The organism is Bradyrhizobium sp., assembly GCF_049586575.1.
Lineage (GTDB): Bacteria > Pseudomonadota > Alphaproteobacteria > Rhizobiales > Xanthobacteraceae > Bradyrhizobium.
Window position 1 is genome coordinate 1 of record NZ_JBAVCF010000350.1, and the last position, 21,430, is coordinate 21,430.

The following is a 21,430-nucleotide window of genomic DNA, read 5'->3' on the forward strand; positions in this document are numbered from 1 at the left end:
GTCCACCACCACCCGCAGCGGCTGCTCAAGGCGTTGGCGCGATCTTGCGTGGCCGTCTTCGAATCCTTGATGACGCGATCGCAGGCTGCAATCCCGCTGTCGGCCTTGTCGAGTTGTCCGACGAACTTGCATTGATCGCCGTCGCTCTGCGCGTTGGCTACACTTGCGTTGAAGAGCATCAAAAGCGCTCCCAAAGCAGCGAGTGAGACGGCGCACGACGCTCGGCAGGATCCGCTCAGGAAGTTCAGATGAAAGCTGGGCATTACTCGAAACTGCATTTTTCCCCCGCCGCTTTTTCGCGCCGCAGCCGGCTGATGTTGAGCGAACTACCTACGTTGGCGGAAGGGCTTTCTGCAAGATTCTTGAGGTGCTACGCGATCGCGCGCTTGTGTTGCTGGCCCAACCTGCGGCCTCAAAATGGACATGACGGCGTCGCAGCGCGCACAACGCTACATAGCCAATTTCGTCTTGAGGAATTTTGAAGGCCCATGTTACCACCGTGCTCGATGCGAAAATATATTGATAAAACAATTACTTATTTAATTCGATGTCCGGAGCGCGAGTGTGCATATTTTGCAACACCTGTCGGAAAAGAGACTGTGACAAAGAGTCATAAGCCAAGTTTAAATTGCCTTTTCGCCCATGAGCGGCAACTCTTCGCAACACGAGATTGGTACGTCGGATTCGTCGCGTTCGGATATCCTCGGATATCTCCGATGACGAGGGGCCAATGTAAAAGCCGGCGGCCTGGGGTGGTTTTTGAGTTTCACACGATGAGGGGACACATGAAATTTAGCAGCAAAGCTCTCTTGGCGGCAGCGGGTTTGACCGCTCTCGCGTTTACGCCCGCCTACGCAACCGAGGGCGGCGACCAGGCCACCAAGCCGGGTGCATTCATCGGATCGAGCGCGGGCGTTCCGCCGCCGGGCATCTACATGTTCAACCAGGTGTTCACCTATCAGGCCAACCTGGTTGGGCCTGGCACCGTGAACGCGCTGGGCAATGCGCCTGGCCACCATACCGGCGTTCAAGCAGCGGTTGACGTGCAAGGCTTCTTGTTCGTTCCGGGCTGGACCTTCCTGGGCGCAACCTATGACGCCGTCTTCGTGCAGCCGTTTGTGATGCAGAGCCTCGGCGAACCCATCAACGTGCAATCTTCGGGCATGTTCAACAGCTATATCGTCCCGGTCGAATTGAGCTGGAAGCTCGGGACCAGCGGCTTTGCTGTCAAGACCGGCCTCGGCATTTACTTGGACGATGGAACGTCGACGAGCCCGGCTACCCTCAACGGTCCCGCAAATCCGTACTACACCTTCCAGCCTGAGTTGATCCTGTCGTATCTGGCTAATGGCTGGAACCTCAGCGTCGCCATGTACGAAGAATTCAACACCGAAAACCGGGTCACCCACTACACGACGGGTGATATCTTCCACGCCGACTTCACCGCCACCAAGACCATTGGCAAGTGGACGATCGGTCCTGTCGCCTACTATGTTGGCCAGGTTACCAATGATACCTGCAACGCCGGTTGTCTTGGCAACACCTTGTTTCACGTCCAGAGATACGATATCTGGGCGGTCGGCGGCCTCATAGGCTATGACTTCGGACCGGCGAGCTTGTCGGTCTGGGCGACGCAGGAAGTCTCGGCTCGCGGCTCGAACGCGGCAGCTGCGGTGGATCCTTCTCTGGTTGCGCAAGGCGCCACGGTCTTCGCGACCCTCAGCTATCGCCTCTGGGCGCCTGAGGAGCCGGCAAAGCCCCCGATGTTCCACAAGTAAGGACGATCGGGTAACAGCCTGAACGTAACAAAGTCCCCCTTCCGGGAAATCGGGAGGGGGATTTTTCTTGCGCTGGAGTTTTGGCCCAAAGCCCTCGGACCAGGGCCGTCGTGGCGCCGGCCTCCCTTAGCTTGGTAAAATCGAGATCGTCTTGGGTTACAGCGCTACTCGACGCCGCCGCGGTGCAGGTCGGCCTCGATTTGCAGCCGCGTTCCGCCGCCGAAGCGGGCGCGATAGACCTGCAAGTTCTCCATGATCCGCTGCACGTAATTCCGGGTTTCCGAGAACGGGATCAGCTCGACCCAATCGACGGCATCGACTTTGGGATCGCGCGGATCGCCGTAACGCTCGATCCACTTTTTGACGCTGCCTCGGCCAGCATTGTAGGCCGCAAACGTCATGATGTAGGAGCCGCGATAATCCTCGATCAGGCCGCCGAGCTCCGCCGCCCCCAGCGCGGCGTTGTAGACGGGGTCGCTCTTGAGCCGGCCGATGTTGAAGTCAGCGCCGTATTTCCTGCAGACGTACCTGCCGGCATCCGGCGTCACCTGCATCAGGCCGTAGGCTTTGGCGGGCGAAACGACGGCGGGATTGAACGCGCTCTCCTGCCGCGCGATGGCATAAATGATGCTCGGCTCGACGTCGGGGCCAATCGACTTGAATGGCGGAATTCCCGTCACCGGATAGGCGTAGAAGTCGAACGGCAGCCCGCGATTGAGCGCCGCCTTGCCCATCAGGAGCATGCCGCGGGCATCACCCTGACGGGCGGCCAGCTCGCCGAGCCCAACCAAGGCATCCGCATTGCCGTTCTCGCCCATATCGGCGAAAATTGGCACGGCGATTTCGCCTTCGCCGAGGTCGTAGAGAAGATGCACCGCGCGCACGATCTCCAGCCGCTCGATGCCGCGGCCGTGCGCGGTCGGAACGCCGTTCAACTCGATCTGGGGCCGGCCGAGCTTGGCGCGCGCTAGTTGGCCATAGTAGCTGGTCGATTGTTCCGCGGCTGCTGCATAGGCGGAGCGGGCCTCCTGGGCGTGTCCAGCGGCTTCCGCCGCGCGACCCTGCCAATAGCCGGCGCGCGCAAGCGTAGTCGGATTGGCGCTGCCGACGCCGATCCGCGCAAAATGCTGTGCCGCTGTCGCGGGATCGTTGAGAAAGCGTAGCGCGATCCAGCCTGCCGTGAACTCCTGCTCGGTCTTGTAGATGTCGCGCGAGGGCAGCGCCGCATCGCGCGCGATCAGGTAGGCGGTGCGGTGATCGCCGACGTCGATCATCTTGCGCGCCAGCAACCGCCGTTCGATCCACCACTCATCCAGATTGTAAAGCCGGCTGGGATCCCTGGGGGCGCTCATCATCAACTGCGCGGCTTCGGCGAATTTCTCTTCCCGGCGCAACAACTGGATCCGGCTGAAGATGTAGCCGGCGTCGTTGTGCAGTTCGTGCGGCACGGCTTCCAATAGTGCGCGGGCATTGGATGCTTTGCGGTAACCGGCGATGCGAGCCTTGGCGAGGGCTACCTCGCCGGGGCCGAGCCTCTTCGCGGCCCGCATCGCCGCCTCGTGCTCGCTGCCGTAAAGCAGAAGATCCATCCTCGCTTTGTGATCGCCCGGTGTGATCAGTGGTCCGAACAGATCGAGCGCCGTGTTCTCGGTCTCCTCCGACATCGCGTCGTTGCGCCAGGCGTCCCGGACCAGCCGTTCGGCATTGGCGCGGTCGCCGCGCGCAAGCATGGCGCGGGCCAGCGAGAATTTGCCTTTGGCCGACAGCGGCGATTCGTTCTCGAACCATGACCAGGCCGTGGCGTCGTCGCGGTGGTCGTCCCACAGCGCCGCTTCCAGGCGTCGCCGCAGGAAGGTTTGCGAGGGCCAGCTTGGATTGGCGGTGAGAAACGCGCGGTAGCGTTCGACGGAAGCGCCATTGTCCTCGCTGCGCAGGACAATCCATTCCGCAAGCTTTCGTGCCAGCGGATCGGAAATCGCCGCTTCAGCCTCGGTCGCGTCGGCGGGCTTGTGCTTGCGCACCAGCTCAATGACATTCTCCAGGGCTTCCTTGTCACCGGCCGAAGTCGAGGAGGTCGTCGCCATGGCCGCCGGCACGGCCGGCTTTCGCGCAGCCGGTGGCGGCAACGCCGCATGCTGGCGCGTCGCTGGTGCGATCGCGGCGCTGGGCGGCGTTGAAGGCGCGGAAGTGGACTTGGCCCCCGACCTGGAGGTCGTTTTCGCTCCCGCTTTATCTGCCGTCTTCTCGGTCTTTTTGGGCACGACGTTGCGGGCGATCGGGCGCGCCTTCGGCATCGGAATTTTGTGCTTGGCGGCCGTCTCGCTCGCCCACGCATGCGACCCGATGATGAGCGCAAGCGTTGTCGCGATGGCTGTCGAACATAAAGCGGCAGCGCGGGCGGAGCGGGTCACGGCATTCCTTCGGCGAATCACGGAAGACCAACGTCCTCAGATCTAGTGCGACGAATTTGAAGTTCCCATCAGTTTGGCCGCAAATTCGTTTAGGAACTTCAAATTCAAAGCCGCACTAGAAACCCATATTTGCCAGTGGGGCGGTTCAGAAGTCCGCATCATTGGTGCCGCGAGTTCGTCACGTGGGCTGTTTGCGTCATCACCACGGCAAAATCGCGGCCGGCCGGGTGCTCTTGAAACATGTCCCGTTTGGTCTCCGGCCGGGCAAAAGCGGTTCACCCATGCGCGGTTTCCGGTCTTTCGCCAGATCGTCATACCCGGTATGAATGGCAGGATTGGTAGTTTGAGAGCGGTTGCCGGGCCGCAGGTGTTGGGAGAAGTCCATGGCAGCGAAGACGAAATTCCGCGGATCGTTCACCGCCCTGGTCACGCCGTTCAAGAACGGCTCGCTCGATGAGGCTGCCTTCCGTGGGCTCGTGAACTGGCAAATCAGCGAGGGAACCAATGGCCTCGTGCCGGTGGGAACCACGGGCGAAAGCCCGACCGTCAGCCATGACGAGCACAAGCGCGTCGTCGAATGGTGCATCGAAGAGGCGGACGGCCGCGTTCCCGTAATCGCAGGCGCAGGCTCGAATTCGACCCGGGAAGCGATCGAACTGGCGGAACATGCCGAGAAGGCGGGCGCGGACGCGGTTCTGGTGGTGACGCCCTACTATAACAAGCCGACCCAGGAGGGCATGTACCAGCACTTCAAGGCCATCAACGACGCGATCGGCATTCCGATCATCATCTACAACATTCCGCCGCGTTCGGTGGTCGACATGAGCGTGGAAACCATGGCGCGACTGTTCGAGCTCAAGAACATCGCCGGCGTCAAGGACGCCACCGCCAGCATGGTGCGAGTCTCGCAGCAGCGCGCGCAACTCGGCGAGGATTTCAATCAGCTTTCGGGCGAGGATGCGACCGTGCTCGGCTACATGGCCCATGGCGGCCATGGCTGCATTTCGGTAACTTCCAACGTGGCGCCGCGCCTGTGTTCGGAGTTTCATCAGGCCTGGCAGAAGGGCGATCATGCCGCCGCGCTCAAGCTGCACGACAAGCTGATGCCGCTGCACACCAACCTTTTCATCGAGTCCAATCCGTCGCCGGTCAAATACGCGCTGTCGCTGCTCGGCAAGATGGAAGAGACGCTGCGGCTGCCGATGGTGCCGGTCTCCGAGCCGACGCGCGTCGCCGTTCGCAACGCGATGGTGCATGCGGGATTGATCAACTGAGCTTTCAACGCGGACGAAGCGTTTCCTGTTCACTCAACTGAAGAGGGGGCCTGCAAGATGCTAAAGGAATTTCGCGACTTTGCGATGAAGGGCAACGTGGTCGACCTCGCGGTCGCCGTCATCATCGGCGCGGCCTTCGGCGCCATCGTCAATTCGCTGGTCACCGACATCATCATGCCGTCGATCGGCGCGGTCACCGGCGGCCTCGATTTTTCGAACTACTTCCTGGCGCTGTCGAGCAAGGTCACGGCGGCCAACCTGGCCGATGCCAAGAAGCAAGGCGCGGTTCTCGCCTGGGGCAGTTTCCTGACGTTGACGCTCAATTTCTTGATCGTCGCGTTCGTGCTGTTCATCGTGATCCGTGTGATGAGCCAGTTCAAGCGCAAGGAAGCGGCTGCTCCAGCGGCGCCACCGAAGCCGACGCGCGAGGAAGAGCTGTTGACCGAAATCCGCGACCTTCTGAAGAAGGCCTAAGCGGCAGGATCGAGATTGAGACGTGGCTGAGAAGAAAGAGCGCCCCATCAAGGTGATTGCGGAAAACCGCAAGGCCCGTTTCAACTATGCCGTCGATGATACGGTCGAAGCCGGGATTGCGCTGACTGGCACCGAGGTCAAGTCGCTGCGCAGCGGCAAGTCCACGATCGCGGAATCATATGCGGATTCCAAGAATGGCGAGATCTGGCTGATTAACGCCAATATCCCTGAATATTTGCAGGCCAACCGTTTCAACCATGAGCCGAAACGGCCGCGCAAACTGCTGCTGCACCGCAAGCAGATCAACCGCCTGATGGGCGCGGTCGATCGCGACGGCATGACGCTGATCCCGCTCAAGCTTTATTTCAACGAACGCGGCCGCGCCAAGTTGCTGCTGGCGGTGGCAAAGGGCAAAAAGCTGCACGACAAGCGCGAAACCGAAAAGAAGCGCGACTGGAGCAGGGAGAAGGGCCGCCTGATGCGGGCACGGGGATAAGAGCATCTGTCGATAGGTTGGGGTCCCAAGATGAACCAGAAAAACCTGCTCGAAGTCGACTGGAGCCAGATTCCGGCGCCGAAGGATGACGGTGCGGCCAATCACCTGATGGGCACGAGGATTCCGCCGGTCAGCCTCGTGGCCACCGACGACACCTCAGTCACTTTGTCGGCGCTCCCGGGACGAAGTGTGGTGTTCGCCTATCCGCGGACCGGCGAACCCGGCAAGATCTCGCTGGTCGACGATTGGGACATGATCCCGGGGGCGCGGGGCTGCACGCCGCAAACCTGCTCGTTTCGTGACCTGTTCTCCGAGTTGAAGGCGGCCGGCGCGCGGCATGTGTTCGGCCTGTCCACCCAAAGCAACGCCTACCAGACCGAGATGGCCTCGCGGCTGCATTTGCCGTTTCCAGTGCTCTCCGACGAGAAGCTTGCGCTGACGAAAGCCTTGAACCTGCCGACCATGGAGGTCGCGGGCCTCGTCCTGATCAAGCGGCTCGCGCTGATCATCGATGACGGGCGCATCACTCACGTTTTCTATCCGGTTTTTCCGCCGGACCGGAATGCGGGCGACGTGCTGGACTGGCTGAAGGAAAACCGGCGCTAGGCCAGGTCGGCGCGCACCTTCGCGAATATGTTGCGAAACATCTTGGGCGTCAACACGCCGGTGTTCGTGTTGTAACGCGAGCAATGATAGCTGTCATAAAGCCGAAACCGCCCGGCCTCGTGAATGGCGCCGTGCCCAAATGGCGCGGCTACGGCGCGAAGTCCAAGTGCCTTCACGGTGGATTCGTGGGCGATGCGGCCGAGTGCGACGATGGCTTTCAGATTTGGCATGCTCTCGATGGCCGCGAGCAGAAAGGGGCGGCAATTGGCAATTTCCGCGGGCAGCGGCTTGTTCTGGGGCGGCACGCAATGCACCGCGTTCGCAATGCGGCAATCGACTAGTGTCATTCCGTCGTCAGGCCGGGCCTGATAGACGCCTTTGGCGAAACCATATTCGAGCAAGGTTGCGTAGAGCAGATCTCCGGCGTAGTCGCCGGTAAACGGGCGTCCGGTGCGATTGGCCCCCTGCAATCCCGGCGCAAGGCCGACAATCACAAGCCTTCCGTTTCGATCGCCGAAACCAGGAACCGGGGCATTGAACCACTGCGGTTCACGGGCGCGATTTTCTTCCCGAAAAGCGACGAGCCTCGGGCAGAAAGGACAGTCGCGGCCTGGTTCGGCGGGAAGCTGGGGGGTAGGTGTTTTCGACGTCCGGTCGGAGGATGCGCCTTTAATCGTCGAAATCGTCGCCATCGCCCCTCGACGCAAGCGTGGTCGCCCGTTGCAGGAACTGCGGAGCGTGATGGCGCGGCTCGCGGGGTGCCGGGCGTTCCGACGGATCGCGCCCGAGCTTGGATTGCAGTTCGACCAGGTCGGTAAAAACATCGGCCTGGCGGCGCAATTCGTCGGCTATCATCGGCGGCTGGCTTGCGATCGTCGAGATCACGGTCACGCGCACGCCCCGGCGCTGCACGGCTTCCACCAGCGAGCGGAAGTCGCCGTCGCCCGAGAACAGCACGATCTGATCCACGTGCTCGGCCAGTTCCATCGCATCGACCGCCAGTTCGATGTCCATATTGCCCTTCACCTTGCGCCGCCCGCTCGCATCGATGAATTCTTTCGTCGCCTTGGTGACGACGGTATAGCCGTTGTAATCGAGCCAATCGATCAGCGGCCGGATCGAGGAGTATTCCTGATCCTCGATGATGGCGGTGTAGTAGAAGGCGCGGACCAACGTTCCCCGGCTCTGGAACTCCTTGAGAAGCCGCTTGTAGTCGATGTCGAAGCCTAGTGTCTTGGCGGTAGCGTAGAGATTGGCGCCATCGATAAAGAGCGCGATCTTGTTGGAAGCGGGTGACATTCAGAGTTCTCGCAGATTCTCGTAAGGGTGCTTTCCGGTATACTTCTTGGCGCGGCCGCAGTATCCCCGCGCATTTGGTGACAGTGCTGCGAAGCCCTGCGTCTGTCCAGACATCGCCGGAAAAAATGGGTAGGTCGAGACAACCGGAAGTGGGTTCTGGCAACGCAATGAAGCGTTTTCTTGTCCGCGCCGATGTCGTGACAGCCCGAAAACGCCCCGCTGCCGGCCTCGATTTGGGTTATCAGAGCGGATTACGGACGCCAAGTCACAAATTAGTCTTGCGAAACCACCCTTGCCCCTATAACTACCCCAACTTAATCAGCATATTTGGTCCCCTTTAACGGAGCGACAATCGATGGCTCGCGTCACCGTAGAAGATTGTATTGATAAGGTCGACAACCGGTTCGACCTAGTCCTTTTGGCTGCACACCGCGCCCGAATGATCTCTTCCGGTTCCCAGCTCACCATCGACCGCGACAACGACAAGAACCCGGTTGTATCGCTGCGCGAAATCGCGGATTCGACGATTTCGCCCGAGGATTTGCGCGAAGAACTGGTTCATTCCCTCCAGAAATTCGTCGAAGTCGACGAACCCGAGCCGGATACGGTTCCGTTGATCGGGTCGGCAGGCGCCAGCGTTGATGCGGACGACACCGAAGTCGCCATCGAGCGGATGACCGAGGAAGAACTGTTGAAGGGTCTTGAGGGGCTTGCGCCGCCGGAAGAGCAGCCTGAAGAGGACGAGTAGGCCATTCCATTACGTCTCAGGGCTTAGCCCTGTATCTTTCACCCCATTCGCCAAGGCCCGGACACCGCTCCGGGCCTTTGCTTATGGTTTACCTACCTTATGGTTACCAGGTGCGGCCAGCCGGCAAATCCTCTGCAAGCTGTCGCCTATTTAAGCTGACGGGCGGCGGTTTCTCGTTAGACTGTCGGCTGTGTTTCCCGGGGAGGGGCGCGCCTTCGATAGCTGGAGGGTGACGCCCGGCCGGGGAACTCACTACATTATCGCGATCAGATGGGAAGCGGACCACGCCTTGGGTTCGCTTGCAGAGGTGTTGACCCGATGGTCTATCGGCGCCAGAGCCCGAAGCAGATGCAAGCCGCGAGCTCGATCTCCGTGGCGTCGCCGTCGGCTGCGCCGGGATCTTCTGCGGCTGCGCCGGTCTCCTCATCGGCCGCGCCGGGACTCTCATCGGCTGCGCCGGGACTCTCATCGGCTGCGCCGGGCCTGGAGACCAAGCCTGCCAAGTCCCGAACGCGCATGATGCGGCAATATGATCTCGTCGAACGCGTCCGCTCCTACAATCCTGATACCAACGAAGATCTTCTGAACCGCGCCTACGTTTACGCAATGAAGGCGCATGGATCGCAGACCCGCGCCTCCGGCGATCCCTATTTCTCCCATCCGCTCGAGGTCGCGGCGATCCTGACCGACCTCAAGCTCGATGATGCCACCATTGTCGCGGCACTACTGCACGACACCATCGAGGATACGGAAGCAACCCGAGCCGAAATCGATTCTGTGTTCGGTCAGGAGATCGGGGCGCTGGTGGAGGGCCTCACCAAACTGAAGCGGCTGGAGCTGGTGTCGCGCGAGGCCAAACAGGCGGAAAACCTGCGCAAGCTTCTGCTGGCGATTTCCGACGACGTGCGCGTGTTGCTGATCAAGCTCGCCGACCGCCTGCACAACATGCGAACGCTCGAGTTCGTTCCGCCGGCCGCGCGCCATCGCATCGCCGAAGAAACGCTCGACATCTACGCGCCGCTTGCTGGGCGCATGGGCATGCAGGAGATGCGGGAGGAGCTTGAAGATCTGTCGTTCCGCACACTCGATCCCGACGCCTATTCGGTAGTCCGGCAGCGGCTTGATTCGCTGGCCGAGCTAAACCGCAATTTGATCGGTGAGATCGAAAGCCAGCTCTCCAAGGATCTCCAGAAGAACGGCTTGAAGGCGCATGTCTACGGCCGCCGCAAGCAGCCATTCTCGATATGGACCAAAATGCAGCGCAAGTCGGTCGGCTTCGAGCAACTGTCCGACATTTTCGGCTTCCGCGTCGTGCTCAGGGACATCGAATCCTGCTATCGCGCCCTTGGCGTCGTGCACACCACTTGGCCGGTAGTGCCGGGCCGCTTCAAGGACTACATCTCGACGCCCAAGCAGAACGACTATCGCTCGCTCCACACCACCGTGATCGGTCCGGGGAAACAGCGCGTCGAACTGCAAATCCGCACCGAGGATATGGACCAGATCGCCGAGTTCGGCATCGCTGCGCACGCTTTCTACAAGGACGGCGTGGGATCGCCGACCGAACGCCTCAAACGCGAATCCTCTGCCTTCGCCTGGCTCCGTCACACTATCGCGATCCTGTCGGAGAGCGCCAATCCGGAAGAATTTCTCGAACACACCAAGCTGGAGCTGTTCCACGACCAGGTGTTCTGCTTTACGCCCAAGGGCAAGCTGATTGCGCTGCCGCGGCAGGCTAACGTGATCGACTTCGCCTATGCCGTGCATACCGACGTCGGCAACAGCGCCGTTGGTTGCAAGATCAACGGCAAGTTCTCGCCATTGTCGTCGGAATTGCAGAACGGCGATGAAGTCGAGGTGCTGACCTCGGACGCCCAGTCCTCGCCGCCGTCGGCCTGGGAATCGCTGGCCGTGACCGGCAAGGCGCGGGCGGCGATTCGGAGGGCGACGCGCGCGGCGGTCCGGGACCAATATGCCGGGCTCGGTCGCCGCCTCGTCGAGCGGCTGTTTGCGCGGGCCAAAATCGAATATGCCGACGACAAGCTGAAAGGCGCGCTGCCGCGGCTGGCGCGGGCGTCGATCGATGACGTGATGGCGGCCGTCGGGCGCGGTGAAATGAAGGCCTCCAACGTCGCCCGTGCGATGTATCCCGACTACAAGGAGGAGCGGGTGGCGCGGTACGGCGCCAAGAAGGGCCTCGCCGACAAACTGAAGCTGAAATCTCCGGTCGCGGCCGGGCGAAACCTTTCGGCGATACCGATCCGCGGCATCAATTCGGATTTGCCGGTCAAGTTCGCGCCCAATGGCGGCGCCGTGCCGGGTGACCGCATCGTGGGGATCATCTCGCCGGGCGAAGGAATCACGATCTATCCGATCCAGTCGCCGGCGCTGAAGGACTTTGAGGAGCAGCCCGAGCGCTGGCTCGACGTGCGCTGGGACGTCGACGAGACGACGCCGCAACGCTTTCCGGCGCGAATCGTGGTCGACAACGTCAACGAGCCTGGAAGCCTCGCCCAGGTCGCCACCGTCATAGCCGAGCACGACGGCAATATCGACAATATCAGCATGACCCGCCGCTCACCCGATTTCACTGAGCTCACCATCGATCTTGAGGTCTATGACCTGAAGCATCTCAGCGCTATTATCGCCCAGGTGCGCGCCAAGGCCGTGGTGGCACGGGTCGAGCGCGTCAACGGGTAGCCTTAACTTTCCTTGCCTCCCGCGGGTTCTTCATGGCCTCTTCGCCGCTACGTCTCGGAGTGAACGTCGATCACGTCGCGACCCTTCGTAACGCGCGCGGTGGCGCACGGCCCGATCCGGTGCGTGCCGCGCTGGTGGCGATCGAGGCCGGCGCCGACGGCATTACCGCGCACTTGCGCGAGGATCGCCGCCATATCCGCGATGCCGACATGGCGCGGCTGAAGGCCGAAATCTCAAAGCCGCTGAATTTCGAGATGGCAGCGACCGAGGACATGCTCAGGATATCTCTTGCGACCAGGCCCCATGCGGTGTGTCTGGTGCCTGAACGCCGGGAAGAGCTGACGACCGAGGGCGGTTTGGACGTGGTCGGGCAGCACAATGCGCTTGCCCCTTATGTCACCCGCTTGAACGATGCCGGCATTCGGGTGTCGCTGTTCATCGCAGCCGACCCGGCGCAGATCGAGATGGCCGCAAAACTGCGCGCGCCCGTCATCGAAATTCACACCGGAGCCTGGTGCGACGCAGTGGTCGACGGTCACCTCGACAAGGCGGAATCGGAATGGAAGCGCATCGTCGCGGGCGCTGCGTTGGCCCGCTCCGTCGGCCTGGAAGTGCATGCCGGCCACGGCCTTGACTATGCGACCGCGGAAAAGATCGCCTCCTTGGGCGAAATCGCCGAACTCAATATCGGCTACTTCATGATGGGCGAGGCGCTGTTTGTGGGCCTGGGGGAGACGGTTCGCGTGATGCGTGCTGCAATGGAACGCGGCCGGAAAGCTGGCGATAAAGCATGATCATCGGTATCGGCTCCGACTTGATCGACATTCGCCGGGTTGCCAGGGTCATCGAGCGCCATGGCGATCGTTTTCTCGACCGCATATTCACCGACGCCGAACGCGCCAAGGCCGGGCGCCGGGCCAAGAACACGAATATGGTCGTGGCAACCTACGCCAAGCGATTCGCTGCCAAGGAGGCCTGTTCCAAGGCGCTCGGGACCGGTATCCGGCAGGGGGTCTGGTGGCGCGACATGGGGGTCGTCAATCTGCCGGGGGGGCGGCCGACGATGTTGCTCACGGGCGGCGCGCTAGCGAGGCTCCAGGCGCTGACGCCGGTGGGTTTTGAAGCAAGAATTGACCTCAGCATCACCGACGATTGGCCGCTGGCGCAGGCTTTCGTCATCATTTCGGCCGATGACGTGCGTAACGCCTGAAGCGGAACGATCACCGCAGTAACAAAACTAAAGTATGATATTTATCAATGGCTTATGAAATTTTCATAAAGCCGTTGATTGCGCCACGCACAACAACCGTCTAAAACGCCGCAGGGAATATTCGCGCGCGGATCGAGTCCCGCAACTCGCCCGTGGGAGCGAATGTCAAATCCACTCCACTAGTGCCCACTTTCCGAAGTTCGTGCTCCATTGCAGCACTTGCTTCCACGAACTTCGGAAAGTGATGGGCACTAGCGAACCCATTGATTCTAGTGCCGCTCTTCTATTTGAAGTTCCTGGATCGAATTTGCCGCTTGTGATGCAGGAACTTCAAACAGGCGGCACTAGCCACTTCCTTGACGCGAAGCGAATGGCTGGTCGCGTGAGGAATCGTTTCCCATCGCGCTCCACGCGGTGGGCGATAAGAAGCAGGAAGTTAAGGAAGCCATGAGCGTGACATCCAGCACCAAATCAGAAGGCGGCTTGGGCGAAACCATCCGCGTCGTCATTCATGCCCTCCTGATCGCGCTCGTCATCCGAACCTTCCTGTTTCAGCCGTTCAACATCCCGTCGGGATCGATGAAGGCGACGCTGCTCGTTGGCGACTATCTCTTCGTTTCGAAATATTCCTACGGTTACAGCCGTTTTTCGTTTCCATTTTCGCCCCCGCTGTTTTCCGGCCGCGTCTTCGGCTCCGAGCCCACGCGCGGCGACGTCGTCGTATTCCGTCCGCCCAACGATACGTCGACCGATTTCATCAAGCGCGTGATCGGGTTGCCCGGCGATCACATCCAGATGAAGGAAGGACTGCTCTATATCAACGACACTCCGATCAAGCGTGAGCGGTTGAGCGATTTCATCGGCGAAGATCCCTGTGGCCGGTCGGAGGCGACCGCGCGGGTGAAACGCTGGAAGGAAACCCTGCCGAACGGCGTCAGTTACGAGTCGCTCGATTGCGTCGATAGCTCGGGCTTTCCCGATAACACCAATGTCTACGAGGTGCCGCCGGGCGACTTCTTCATGATGGGCGACAACCGCGACAACTCCAGTGACAGCCGCGTGTTTGGCTACGTACCGCTCGAGAATCTGGTTGGGCGGGCTCAGATGATCTTTTTCTCAATCGCGGAAGGGCAAAACGCCTGGATGATTTGGCGCTGGCCATGGTCGGTTCGCTGGAATCGCATATTCAAACTTGTGCGATGAACGACGACGCATCCGACACCATCACCCCATCGGTATCCGGCGACGCGAGCCAGCAGATTGAAGCCGGCCGTGAGGCTGTGGTAAAAAAGAAGAAGCGGCCACGAGCAAAATCAGGCTCCAAGGCCGCGACCGCCGCGCTTGAGGCGCGGATCGGGCATAAGTTCTCAGATAGCGCATTACTGGCGACCGCGCTGACCCACGTCTCCGCGCTAAAACCTTTGCGCAAGCGCGGCGACAGCTATCAACGGCTCGAATTTCTCGGCGATCACGTGCTCGGGCTGATCGTCTCGGACATGCTTTACCGTGCATTTCCGAATGCGGACGAGGGTGAGTTGTCCAAGCGGCTGGCCGACCTCGTGCGCAAGGAGAGCTGTGCTGACGTTGCCAAGTCGCTTGGGCTCGTCGACGACATCAAATTGGGGGCGGTCGGCGCCGGCGCGGGCGCTCGCTTGCGCAAGTCCGTGCTCGGCGACATCTGCGAAGCGGTGATCGGCGCGGTGTTTCTTGACGGCGGCTACAAAGCCGCGGCCGAGTTCGTCGAGCGCAACTGGACCGAGCGGATGCGCAAGCTGCGGCGGCCGCTGCGCGATCCCAAGACGACGTTGCAGGAATGGGCGCAAGGAAAGGGCCTGCCGACACCGGTCTATCGCGAAGTCGAACGCACCGGGCCACACCACGATCCGCAGTTCCGGATTGCGGTCGAATTACCGGGGCTTGCCTCAGCCGAAGGGACTGGCGGCAGCAAGCGCGCCGCCGAGAAGGCCGCGGCCTCCGCGATGATCGCGCGCGAGGGCGTTGGCGGCGGCAGCAATGATTGACGAATTGCCGGTTGACCCCGCGCCCCCCGCTACTCGTTGCGGCTTCGTCGCTCTGATCGGTGCGCCGAACGTCGGCAAGTCGACGCTGGTCAACGCGTTGGTCGGCTCCAAGGTTACGATCGTCTCTCCCAAGGTGCAGACGACGCGGGCGCTGATCCGCGGCATCGTGGTCGAGAACAACGCGCAAATCATTCTGGTCGATACCCCCGGCATCTTCACGCCCAAGCGGCGGCTGGACCGCGCGATGGTGTCGACCGCGTGGAGCGGGGCGCATGATGCCGATCTCGTCTGCGTGCTGCTCGATGCCCGCGAAGGGCTGGATGAGGAGGCAGAAGCGATCTTCGCCAAACTGGCGGACGTGGCGCACGACAAGATACTGGTCATTAACAAGATCGATCTGTTGCTGCGCGAAAAGCTGCTCGCGCTCGCCAAGGCAGCCAACGATCGCGTTGCATTCAAGCAAACCTTCATGATCTCCGCGCTGTCGGGTGACGGCGTTGACGATTTGCGCCGTACGCTCGCCGCGATGGTGCCGCCTGGGCCGTTTCACTATCCCGAGGACCAGATGTCGGACGCGCCGATCCGGCAACTGGCCGCCGAAATCACGCGGGAAAAGATCTTCCAGAAGCTGCACCAGGAATTGCCGTATCGCTCCACGGTAGAAACCGATAGCTGGACCGAACGGAAGGACAAATCCGTCCGGATCGAGCAGACAATATTTGTCGAGCGCGAGAGTCAACGCAAGATCGTGCTCGGCAAGGGAGGCGCCACCATCAAGTCGATCGGAGCGGACGCACGAAAGGAAATCGCTGAGCTCATCGAGCAACCGGTGCACCTGTTTTTGTTCGTGAAGGTGCGCGAGAACTGGGGCGAGGATCCCGACCGCTATCGCGAGATGGGACTGGAATTCCCCACCGAATGATCCCGAAATGACCGGAAAGAGATTATTGGCGCCATCGATGAAAGTTCCAAACAACGTGCTCTGGTTCCAAGTGCTGCTTTACCTGTCGCTGACGCTCGACGCGCTGTCGGTCGCCTTCCAGGATCGCGCGGAGAATGCCGATCTTCTCGGGCCAATGATCCTGGAAGCCGGCCTGATTCTTCTTTTGACCTATTTCGTTTACCTCGCGGCCCAGAAGCGCAAGAACTGGCCGCGCTGGGTGCTGACGGCGCTGCTGGTGCTTTCGGTGCTTTCCATGCTGCCGGTCTTGGCCGAAAACGGCCTGCAGCTCGATAGCGCGATCGAGATCGTGTCCTGCATCCTGACGACGGTCGGCCTCTATTTCTCCTATACCGGCGACGCCAAAGGCTGGTTCAACGCTTAGCTGCGCCGTCCATCAGAATCCGGTAAAGTCGCTGCATGGAATGGACCGACGAAGGCATCGTGCTGGGGGTGCGGCGGCATGGCGAATCCTCCGCCATCGTCGAGCTCCTGACGCGCAGCCACGGCCGGCACCTTGGCCTGGTGCGGGGCGGCGCGGGAAAACGGATGCGGCCCTTGCTGCAACCTGGCAACAGCGTCTCGGCGGTGTGGCGGGCGCGGCTCGATGAGCACCTGGGATATTACCTGATCGAAGGCATGCACCTGCGGGCAGCGAACCTTTTTGCGTCCTCGCACGCGGTTTACGGCGTGACGCATTTGGCATCTTTAGCGCGGCTGTTGCCCGAACGCGACCCGCACGAAGATATCTACGAGATGCTGGATCGCACGCTCGATCACTTCGACGAGGCGAACGGGGCGGCCGTCAATCTGATCAGGTTTGAACTCGCGATGCTCGCCGAACTCGGCTTCGGGCTTGATCTTGAAACTTGTGCGGCGACGGGTGCGACCGCCGAGCTCATCTACGTGTCGCCGAAATCGGGCGGCGCGGTATCGCGCAGCGCCGGGGCGCCCTTCCACGATCGGCTGTTACGGCTGCCGGCATTCTTGCGCCAAAGCGAGGATGGCGCGGCGGATTGGTCGGAGGAAGATCTCAAAGACGGCTTTGCGTTGACGGGGCTTTTTCTGTTACGCCACGTGCTGGAGCCGCGCGGGCAGACCCATTCCGACGCCAGAGACGGCTTTATCAATGCTGTAACGCGCCCCCGCGCGAAAGCTGCGGTTTCGTAACGCCACTAGTCGAGTGGATTGGTTCCTTTGATTCTAACATTTGCATAAATGCCTGCTGAGAAGGGATGCCAATGTTAGAATCAGACCACTAGGTACCCTAAATTGGACTGCTGATTCGCAAAAAACCCGTTTCTTGCCCGCCAGAATCCGGATAACGCCTTCCCATGGGAAAACGAACACCACCGCCCGAGCCGGCCGAAGTTCACGAGATCATGCTGCGCGATGCGCTAGAAGAGCGCTATCTCGCTTATGCGCTTTCGACCATCACGGGCCGAGCGCTGCCGGATGCCCGCGATGGCCTCAAGCCGGTACACCGGCGCATCCTCTACGGCATGCGGTCGCTCAGCCTTAATCCCGGTTCAGTCCCGAAGAAGTCGGCCAAAATCGTCGGCGAAGTGATGGGCTCGTACCATCCCCATGGCGACCAGGCGATCTATGACGCCATGGTGCGGCTCGCGCAGGATTTCAACTCGCGTTATCCGCTCGTCGAAGGCCAAGGCAATTTCGGCAATATCGACGGCGATAACCCGGCCGCGATGCGCTACACCGAGGCGCGGCTCACGGAGGTCGCTCGCCTCCTGCTCGATGGCATCGACGAAGACGCGGTCGAACTCAAGCCGACTTACGACAACAGCGGCAAGGAACCTGCGGTTCTGCCTGGCGGCTTTCCCAACCTGCTCGCTAACGGTTCGCAGGGGATTGCGGTCGGTATGGCGACTTCGATCCCGCCGCACAATGCGGCCGAATTGTGCGAGGCGGCGCTACATCTGATCGACAAGCCGGATGCGAAATCGAAGTCGCTTCTGAAATGGGTCAAGGGTCCGGATTTCCCGACCGGCGGCATCGTTGTCGATTCCAAGGAGGCCATTACGGAGGCCTATGTCACCGGGCGCGGCTCTTTCCGTGTCCGCTCCAAGTGGACCCAGGAAGAGGGCGCACGCGGCACCTGGGTGATCGTGATCACCGAGATTCCGTGGCTGGTGCAGAAGTCGCGCCTGGTCGAGAAGATCGCAGAACTTCTCAACGAGAAGAAGTTGCCGCTGGTTGGCGATGTCCGCGATGAATCCGCCGAAGACGTTCGCCTCGTGATCGAGCCGAAGTCGCGCGCGGTCGATCCGGAACTGCTGATGGAGTCGCTATTCCGGCTGACCGAGTTGGAGAGCCGGATTCCGCTCAATCTCAATGTGCTCCTGAAAGGTCGAATCCCGAAGGTCGTCGGCCTTGCCGAATGCCTGAGGGAATGGCTCGACCACCTGCGCGATGTGCTGATCCGCCGCTCCAACTACCGCAAGGGCCAGATCGAGCACCGGCTGGAGATCCTTGGCGGTTACCTGATCGCCTATCTCAACATCGACAAGGTGATCAAGATCATCCGCACCGAGGACGAGCCGAAGCCGGTGCTGATCAAGGCGTTCAAGCTCACGGAGATCCAGGCCGAGGCCATCCTCAACATGCGCCTGCGAAACTTGCGCAAGCTCGAGGAAATGGAAATCCGCGGCGAGGACAAGGACCTTCGTGCCGAATTGAAGGGCATCAAGGGGCTGCTCGGCTCGGAGGCCGAGCAATGGACGAAGATCGGCGAACAGGTGCGCAAGGTCCGCGACATGTTTGGACCCAAGACGCCGCTCGGCAAACGTCGTACGCAATTTGCCGACGCGCCCGAGCACGACCTCGCGGCGATCGAGGAGGCCTTCGTCGAGCGCGAGCCTGTGACGGTGGTGATTTCCGAGAAGGGCTGGGTGCGCACACTGAAAGGCCATGCCGCCGATCTTTCGGGGCTCGCCTTCAAGACCGACGACAAGCTCGACCACGCCTTCTTTGCCGAGACGACGTCAAAACTTCTCTTGTTCGGCACCAACGGAAAATTCTATTCGCTCGATGTAGCGAAACTGCCGGGCGGGCGCGGTCACGGCGAACCGATCCGGATGTTCATCGATCTCGATCAGGACGCCGCGATCGTGTCGCTGTTCGTCAACAAGGGCGGTCGCAAGTTCCTGATCGCAAGTGGGGAAGGGCAGGGTTTCATCGTCAACGAGGATGATTGCGTCGGCAACACCCGCAAGGGCAAGCAAGTCCTCAATGTCGAGATGCCGAACGAGGCGCGCGCGATCACAACCGTCGCCGGCGACATGGTTGCGGTGATCGGCACCAACCACAAGATGGTGATCTTCCCGATCGATCAGGTGCCGGAGATGGCGCGGGGCCGCGGCGTGCGCTTGCAGAAGTACACCAGCGCCACGCTGTCTGATGTCGCCGTCTTCGATTCCAAGGCGGGGCTCTCCTGGAAGGACTCGGCCGGCCGCGAGCAGAGCATGACGCTCAAGGAATTGTCCGACTGGCGTGGTAACCGCGCCGATGCCGGCCGCCTGGCGCACGGCTTGCCGAAGTCGAACAAGTTCCTCCGCGGCGTGGAGTAGGGGCACCGGCCGGAAGTCTCGAATTACTCCGGCCTGTCGATTCGAGGGCCGTCCGGGATCGATTCAGATGCCCTTCAGATACTCGACCAGGTCCTTCTTGTTCTCGCTGCTGAGGTTCAACTTGAACTGGCTGTCGTAGTGATTGACGACGTCGAGCAGGGTGGCGAACCGTCCGTCGTGGAAGAAGCCACCCTTCTGATGCGCCCACAATCCCGCAAGGGGGGCCGTGCGGTACATGTGGGTCGGCGAGCGGTCAGCCTGGAACGAGTCGATGCCGATCTCGCTCGGCGTATGCATGTTGTGTCCCGGCTCGGTGTAAAGCGGCGGGACGTGACAGGTCGCACACTTGCCCGCACCGTTGAAGACCGTCTTGCCGCGTTCGAACGCAACCTTGTCATACGACCCGGCAGGTGCTTTGGGGGCCGGTAGTGCGAGCTGATAGAAATGCAGCGCGGCAAGTTTGGGCGTCACCCGGTCCGGAGTGCCCCGCGTGTTCCATGCGCCGCTCTTCGCTGAAACGGGATACTGATCCTTGTCGCCGAAGCGAGCGTCGAAGTACGTTCCGGAACCATGCATCTGGGTCACCCCGACGTAAGCGTTCCAGTAGGTGACGGACCCCGAGCCGGTTGAGGTAGCAAGATCCACGCCGGCGAGGCCGAACGCCGGTGGGATCAGCGTTCCAGCCTGCTTGCCGTCGGGGCCAAAGGCCTTTCCATCCTTATTGAGAAATGCGTCGTATCGCCCCGGCCCCCAACTGGCGAGAACCTTCTTCACGGTCGCGACGTCGACGCCGAGCAGGTCCGTGAACGGCTTCAGGTTCGGCGCCAGCGACACGATCGCGCCGACATTGAGGTCGCGGTTGGGCCAACCGTCAAGCCGCTTGCCGATGCCCGGCGCGAATGAATCGTCGACCGTGGAGTGACAGAACGCGCACTGGATGCCCATCGACTTGACGCTGCCGTCGCGATTGACGAACGCCGTGACGCCGACCACCGCGTTCAATTTCAAGAGCGCGATGGTGGTCGCGGGATCGTCGAGATTGACCTTGCCCGCCGCGATCTGCTTTTTCAGCGCCGCTGGCAATGCATCCGAGTCGACCTTCAATCCGACCGAGAGCGCGGTTTTCGGTGAAACGCCGGGCCCGACGCCGCCATTCTTTTCGCCGGCGATGGCTTTGTGCAACTGAAGCGCGTCGCCCCAGAAAGCCTCGCTCCCGAATGTGTCGTAGCGGAATGTTTTCTTGCCCTCGTCGAACATTGTCCGCGCGCTCAGCGCGGCCACAGCGTCAAAACCGCCGTCGCTATCGTGGCGCGGAGCGGCTGACGCCATCACTGCCCAGGCTAACCCAACCACCCCGATTGACCCAATGACAAACGTTCTCTGTTTCATGAGACCTCACGGTCAAAGCTGGAGCGATTTTTCGATGATTGAGCTGCCTTACCGATTGAAGATCGAAAAGCAGGTCTGAAGGACGATCCATCGAAATCTAGGCGATCCAGGTCGGCAGGTCAGTTACTTTGGTAACACTTCCAAACCGGCAACGGCGTCTATCGGTCGAGAGGTACTCAAATCTTACTCAGAGGCTCTCAAGCTTCCCCAGGTCAATCATGAGGTGCCCACGAGCCGTATATTGCACCATCCCTTGCCGACGCAGAAAATTGAGAGCCGTCGAAATGCGCTCGCGGCGAGCAACCACCATCTGAGCGATTTCTTCCTGCGTAAGATATGTCGGGATCTCAATCAGCAAACTGGATTGGTGACCGATTTTGCCTGCGAGACTTACCAAAATCTTTGCCAGGCGCTGAACGATGCTATCCGATGCCAATGTATTGATTTGGTCGTAGGCTTCTTTCAGCGCGCGACAGAAAACGTCGATCATCCCGGTC

Annotated in this window: 21 protein-coding genes; 16 read left to right on the top strand and 5 right to left on the bottom strand. The window is 61.0% G+C overall.

Annotated features, from left to right (window positions below; all coding sequences use genetic code 11):
• Positions 1-785: 785 nt before the first annotated feature.
• Positions 786-1,778 (top strand): SphA family protein, encoded by a 993-nt coding sequence (locus WB528_RS13645; RefSeq protein ID WP_423888942.1) that lies wholly within the window; start codon positions 786-788, stop codon positions 1,776-1,778.
• A 164-nt stretch (positions 1,779-1,942) separates the two neighbouring features.
• On the opposite strand, the gene WB528_RS13650 is transcribed toward WB528_RS13645, so the two are convergent.
• Positions 1,943-3,862 (bottom strand): lytic transglycosylase domain-containing protein, encoded by a 1,920-nt coding sequence (locus WB528_RS13650; RefSeq protein WP_423888943.1) that lies wholly within the window; start codon positions 3,860-3,862, stop codon positions 1,943-1,945.
• On the opposite strand from WB528_RS13650, the gene WB528_RS13655 reads away from it, so the two are divergent.
• The 5 genes from WB528_RS13655 to WB528_RS13675 all read left to right on the top strand — a co-directional run bounded on the left by WB528_RS13655 (position 3,861) and on the right by WB528_RS13675 (position 7,039).
• Positions 3,861-4,235 (top strand): hypothetical protein, encoded by a 375-nt coding sequence (locus WB528_RS13655; RefSeq protein WP_423888944.1) that lies wholly within the window; start codon positions 3,861-3,863, stop codon positions 4,233-4,235. The two genes, WB528_RS13650 and WB528_RS13655, sit on opposite strands and share 2 nt — an antisense overlap.
• A 337-nt stretch (positions 4,236-4,572) precedes the next feature.
• A complete protein-coding gene (dapA, locus tag WB528_RS13660; protein WP_423888945.1) occupies positions 4,573-5,463 on the top strand; it encodes a 4-hydroxy-tetrahydrodipicolinate synthase in 891 nt (296 codons plus the stop codon).
• Positions 5,464-5,520: 57 nt separating this feature from the next.
• Entirely contained in the window at positions 5,521-5,937 is a 417-nt protein-coding gene (mscL, locus tag WB528_RS13665) for a large conductance mechanosensitive channel protein MscL (RefSeq protein WP_423888946.1), read from the top strand.
• Between the two features lie 22 nt (positions 5,938-5,959).
• Entirely contained in the window at positions 5,960-6,433 is a 474-nt protein-coding gene (gene smpB / locus WB528_RS13670) for an SsrA-binding protein SmpB (protein WP_423888947.1), read from the top strand.
• 30 nt (positions 6,434-6,463) lie between these two features.
• On the top strand, positions 6,464-7,039 hold the full coding sequence (locus WB528_RS13675; protein WP_423888948.1) for a peroxiredoxin: 576 nt from the start codon (positions 6,464-6,466) through the stop codon (positions 7,037-7,039).
• Here the strand turns inward: WB528_RS13675 and WB528_RS13680 are convergent.
• Together WB528_RS13680 and WB528_RS13685 are read right to left on the bottom strand one after the other, a co-directional pair.
• Positions 7,036-7,731: a uracil-DNA glycosylase gene (locus WB528_RS13680; protein WP_423888949.1), complete on the bottom strand. Its 696-nt coding sequence runs from the start codon at positions 7,729-7,731 to the stop codon at positions 7,036-7,038. The genes WB528_RS13675 and WB528_RS13680 overlap by 4 nt on opposite strands.
• A complete protein-coding gene (locus WB528_RS13685) occupies positions 7,709-8,338 on the bottom strand; it encodes an NYN domain-containing protein (protein WP_422250696.1) in 630 nt (209 codons plus the stop codon). Before WB528_RS13685 ends, WB528_RS13680 begins: the two co-directional genes overlap by 23 nt.
• Positions 8,339-8,693: 355 nt before the next feature.
• Here WB528_RS13685 and rpoZ point away from each other — a divergent pair, with 355 nt between their 5' ends.
• The 10 genes from rpoZ (at position 8,694) to parC (ending at position 19,544) form a co-directional block, all read left to right on the top strand.
• Complete coding sequence (gene rpoZ / locus WB528_RS13690; protein WP_423888950.1) at positions 8,694-9,086, top strand: DNA-directed RNA polymerase subunit omega; 393 nt, start codon at positions 8,694-8,696, stop codon at positions 9,084-9,086.
• A gap of 318 nt (positions 9,087-9,404) precedes the next feature.
• The gene (locus tag WB528_RS13695) at positions 9,405-11,786 is read left to right on the top strand and encodes a RelA/SpoT family protein (RefSeq protein ID WP_423888951.1); all 2,382 of its coding nucleotides are present in this window, start codon (positions 9,405-9,407) and stop codon (positions 11,784-11,786) included.
• 32 nt (positions 11,787-11,818) lie between these two features.
• Positions 11,819-12,580 carry a pyridoxine 5'-phosphate synthase gene (locus WB528_RS13700; RefSeq protein ID WP_423888952.1) on the top strand — a complete coding sequence of 254 codons (762 nt, stop codon included), beginning with the start codon at positions 11,819-11,821 and terminating at the stop codon, positions 12,578-12,580.
• On the top strand, positions 12,577-12,996 hold the full coding sequence (gene acpS / locus WB528_RS13705; RefSeq protein WP_423888953.1) for a holo-ACP synthase: 420 nt from the start codon (positions 12,577-12,579) through the stop codon (positions 12,994-12,996). The genes WB528_RS13700 and acpS overlap by 4 nt, the downstream gene beginning before the upstream one ends.
• Positions 12,997-13,443: 447 nt before the next feature.
• The gene (gene lepB / locus WB528_RS13710) at positions 13,444-14,199 is read left to right on the top strand and encodes a signal peptidase I (RefSeq protein WP_423888954.1); all 756 of its coding nucleotides are present in this window, start codon (positions 13,444-13,446) and stop codon (positions 14,197-14,199) included.
• On the top strand, positions 14,196-15,017 hold the full coding sequence (rnc, locus tag WB528_RS13715) for a ribonuclease III (protein ID WP_423888955.1): 822 nt from the start codon (positions 14,196-14,198) through the stop codon (positions 15,015-15,017). The genes lepB and rnc overlap by 4 nt, the downstream gene beginning before the upstream one ends.
• Positions 15,010-15,939 carry a GTPase Era gene (era, locus tag WB528_RS13720; RefSeq protein ID WP_423888956.1) on the top strand — a complete coding sequence of 310 codons (930 nt, stop codon included), beginning with the start codon at positions 15,010-15,012 and terminating at the stop codon, positions 15,937-15,939. The genes rnc and era overlap by 8 nt, the downstream gene beginning before the upstream one ends.
• Before the next feature lie 37 nt (positions 15,940-15,976).
• Complete coding sequence (locus tag WB528_RS13725; protein ID WP_423888957.1) at positions 15,977-16,342, top strand: hypothetical protein; 366 nt, start codon at positions 15,977-15,979, stop codon at positions 16,340-16,342.
• Between the two features lie 35 nt (positions 16,343-16,377).
• Positions 16,378-17,127 (top strand): DNA repair protein RecO, encoded by a 750-nt coding sequence (gene recO / locus WB528_RS13730; RefSeq protein ID WP_423888958.1) that lies wholly within the window; start codon positions 16,378-16,380, stop codon positions 17,125-17,127.
• A 164-nt stretch (positions 17,128-17,291) separates the two neighbouring features.
• Positions 17,292-19,544: a DNA topoisomerase IV subunit A gene (gene parC, locus WB528_RS13735; RefSeq protein ID WP_423888959.1), complete on the top strand. Its 2,253-nt coding sequence runs from the start codon at positions 17,292-17,294 to the stop codon at positions 19,542-19,544.
• Positions 19,545-19,607: 63 nt separating this feature from the next.
• Here the strand turns inward: parC and WB528_RS13740 are convergent, their stop codons facing one another.
• Both WB528_RS13740 and WB528_RS13745 read right to left on the bottom strand, forming a co-directional pair.
• Positions 19,608-20,933: a hypothetical protein gene (locus tag WB528_RS13740; protein WP_423888960.1), complete on the bottom strand. Its 1,326-nt coding sequence runs from the start codon at positions 20,931-20,933 to the stop codon at positions 19,608-19,610.
• A gap of 187 nt (positions 20,934-21,120) precedes the next feature.
• Positions 21,121-21,430 (bottom strand): helix-turn-helix domain-containing protein (locus WB528_RS13745; protein ID WP_423888961.1); only part of this gene is annotated, 310 nt, incomplete at its 5' end.

What these genes read in the sequence shown, in the direction of transcription:
- WB528_RS13740 (WP_423888960.1), bottom strand. Translation starts at nt 20,933, where the DNA reads ATGAAACAGAGAACGTTTGTCATTGGGTCAATCGGGGTGGTTGGGTTA.
- WB528_RS13675 (WP_423888948.1), top strand. Translation starts at nt 6,464, where the DNA reads ATGAACCAGAAAAACCTGCTCGAAGTCGACTGGAGCCAGATTCCGGCG.
- WB528_RS13695 (WP_423888951.1), top strand. Translation starts at nt 9,405, where the DNA reads ATGGTCTATCGGCGCCAGAGCCCGAAGCAGATGCAAGCCGCGAGCTCG.
- WB528_RS13725 (WP_423888957.1), top strand. Translation starts at nt 15,977, where the DNA reads ATGAAAGTTCCAAACAACGTGCTCTGGTTCCAAGTGCTGCTTTACCTG.
- recO (WP_423888958.1), top strand. Translation starts at nt 16,378, where the DNA reads ATGGAATGGACCGACGAAGGCATCGTGCTGGGGGTGCGGCGGCATGGC.
- mscL (WP_423888946.1), top strand. Translation starts at nt 5,521, where the DNA reads ATGCTAAAGGAATTTCGCGACTTTGCGATGAAGGGCAACGTGGTCGAC.
- rnc (WP_423888955.1), top strand. Translation starts at nt 14,196, where the DNA reads ATGAACGACGACGCATCCGACACCATCACCCCATCGGTATCCGGCGAC.
- rpoZ (WP_423888950.1), top strand. Translation starts at nt 8,694, where the DNA reads ATGGCTCGCGTCACCGTAGAAGATTGTATTGATAAGGTCGACAACCGG.
- era (WP_423888956.1), top strand. Translation starts at nt 15,010, where the DNA reads ATGATTGACGAATTGCCGGTTGACCCCGCGCCCCCCGCTACTCGTTGC.
- parC (WP_423888959.1), top strand. Translation starts at nt 17,292, where the DNA reads ATGGGAAAACGAACACCACCGCCCGAGCCGGCCGAAGTTCACGAGATC.
- WB528_RS13650 (WP_423888943.1), bottom strand. Translation starts at nt 3,862, where the DNA reads ATGGCGACGACCTCCTCGACTTCGGCCGGTGACAAGGAAGCCCTGGAG.
- lepB (WP_423888954.1), top strand. Translation starts at nt 13,444, where the DNA reads ATGAGCGTGACATCCAGCACCAAATCAGAAGGCGGCTTGGGCGAAACC.
- WB528_RS13700 (WP_423888952.1), top strand. Translation starts at nt 11,819, where the DNA reads ATGGCCTCTTCGCCGCTACGTCTCGGAGTGAACGTCGATCACGTCGCG.
- acpS (WP_423888953.1), top strand. Translation starts at nt 12,577, where the DNA reads ATGATCATCGGTATCGGCTCCGACTTGATCGACATTCGCCGGGTTGCC.
- WB528_RS13645 (WP_423888942.1), top strand. Translation starts at nt 786, where the DNA reads ATGAAATTTAGCAGCAAAGCTCTCTTGGCGGCAGCGGGTTTGACCGCT.
- dapA (WP_423888945.1), top strand. Translation starts at nt 4,573, where the DNA reads ATGGCAGCGAAGACGAAATTCCGCGGATCGTTCACCGCCCTGGTCACG.
- WB528_RS13685 (WP_422250696.1), bottom strand. Translation starts at nt 8,338, where the DNA reads ATGTCACCCGCTTCCAACAAGATCGCGCTCTTTATCGATGGCGCCAAT.
- WB528_RS13680 (WP_423888949.1), bottom strand. Translation starts at nt 7,731, where the DNA reads ATGGCGACGATTTCGACGATTAAAGGCGCATCCTCCGACCGGACGTCG.
- WB528_RS13655 (WP_423888944.1), top strand. Translation starts at nt 3,861, where the DNA reads ATGGCCGCCGGCACGGCCGGCTTTCGCGCAGCCGGTGGCGGCAACGCC.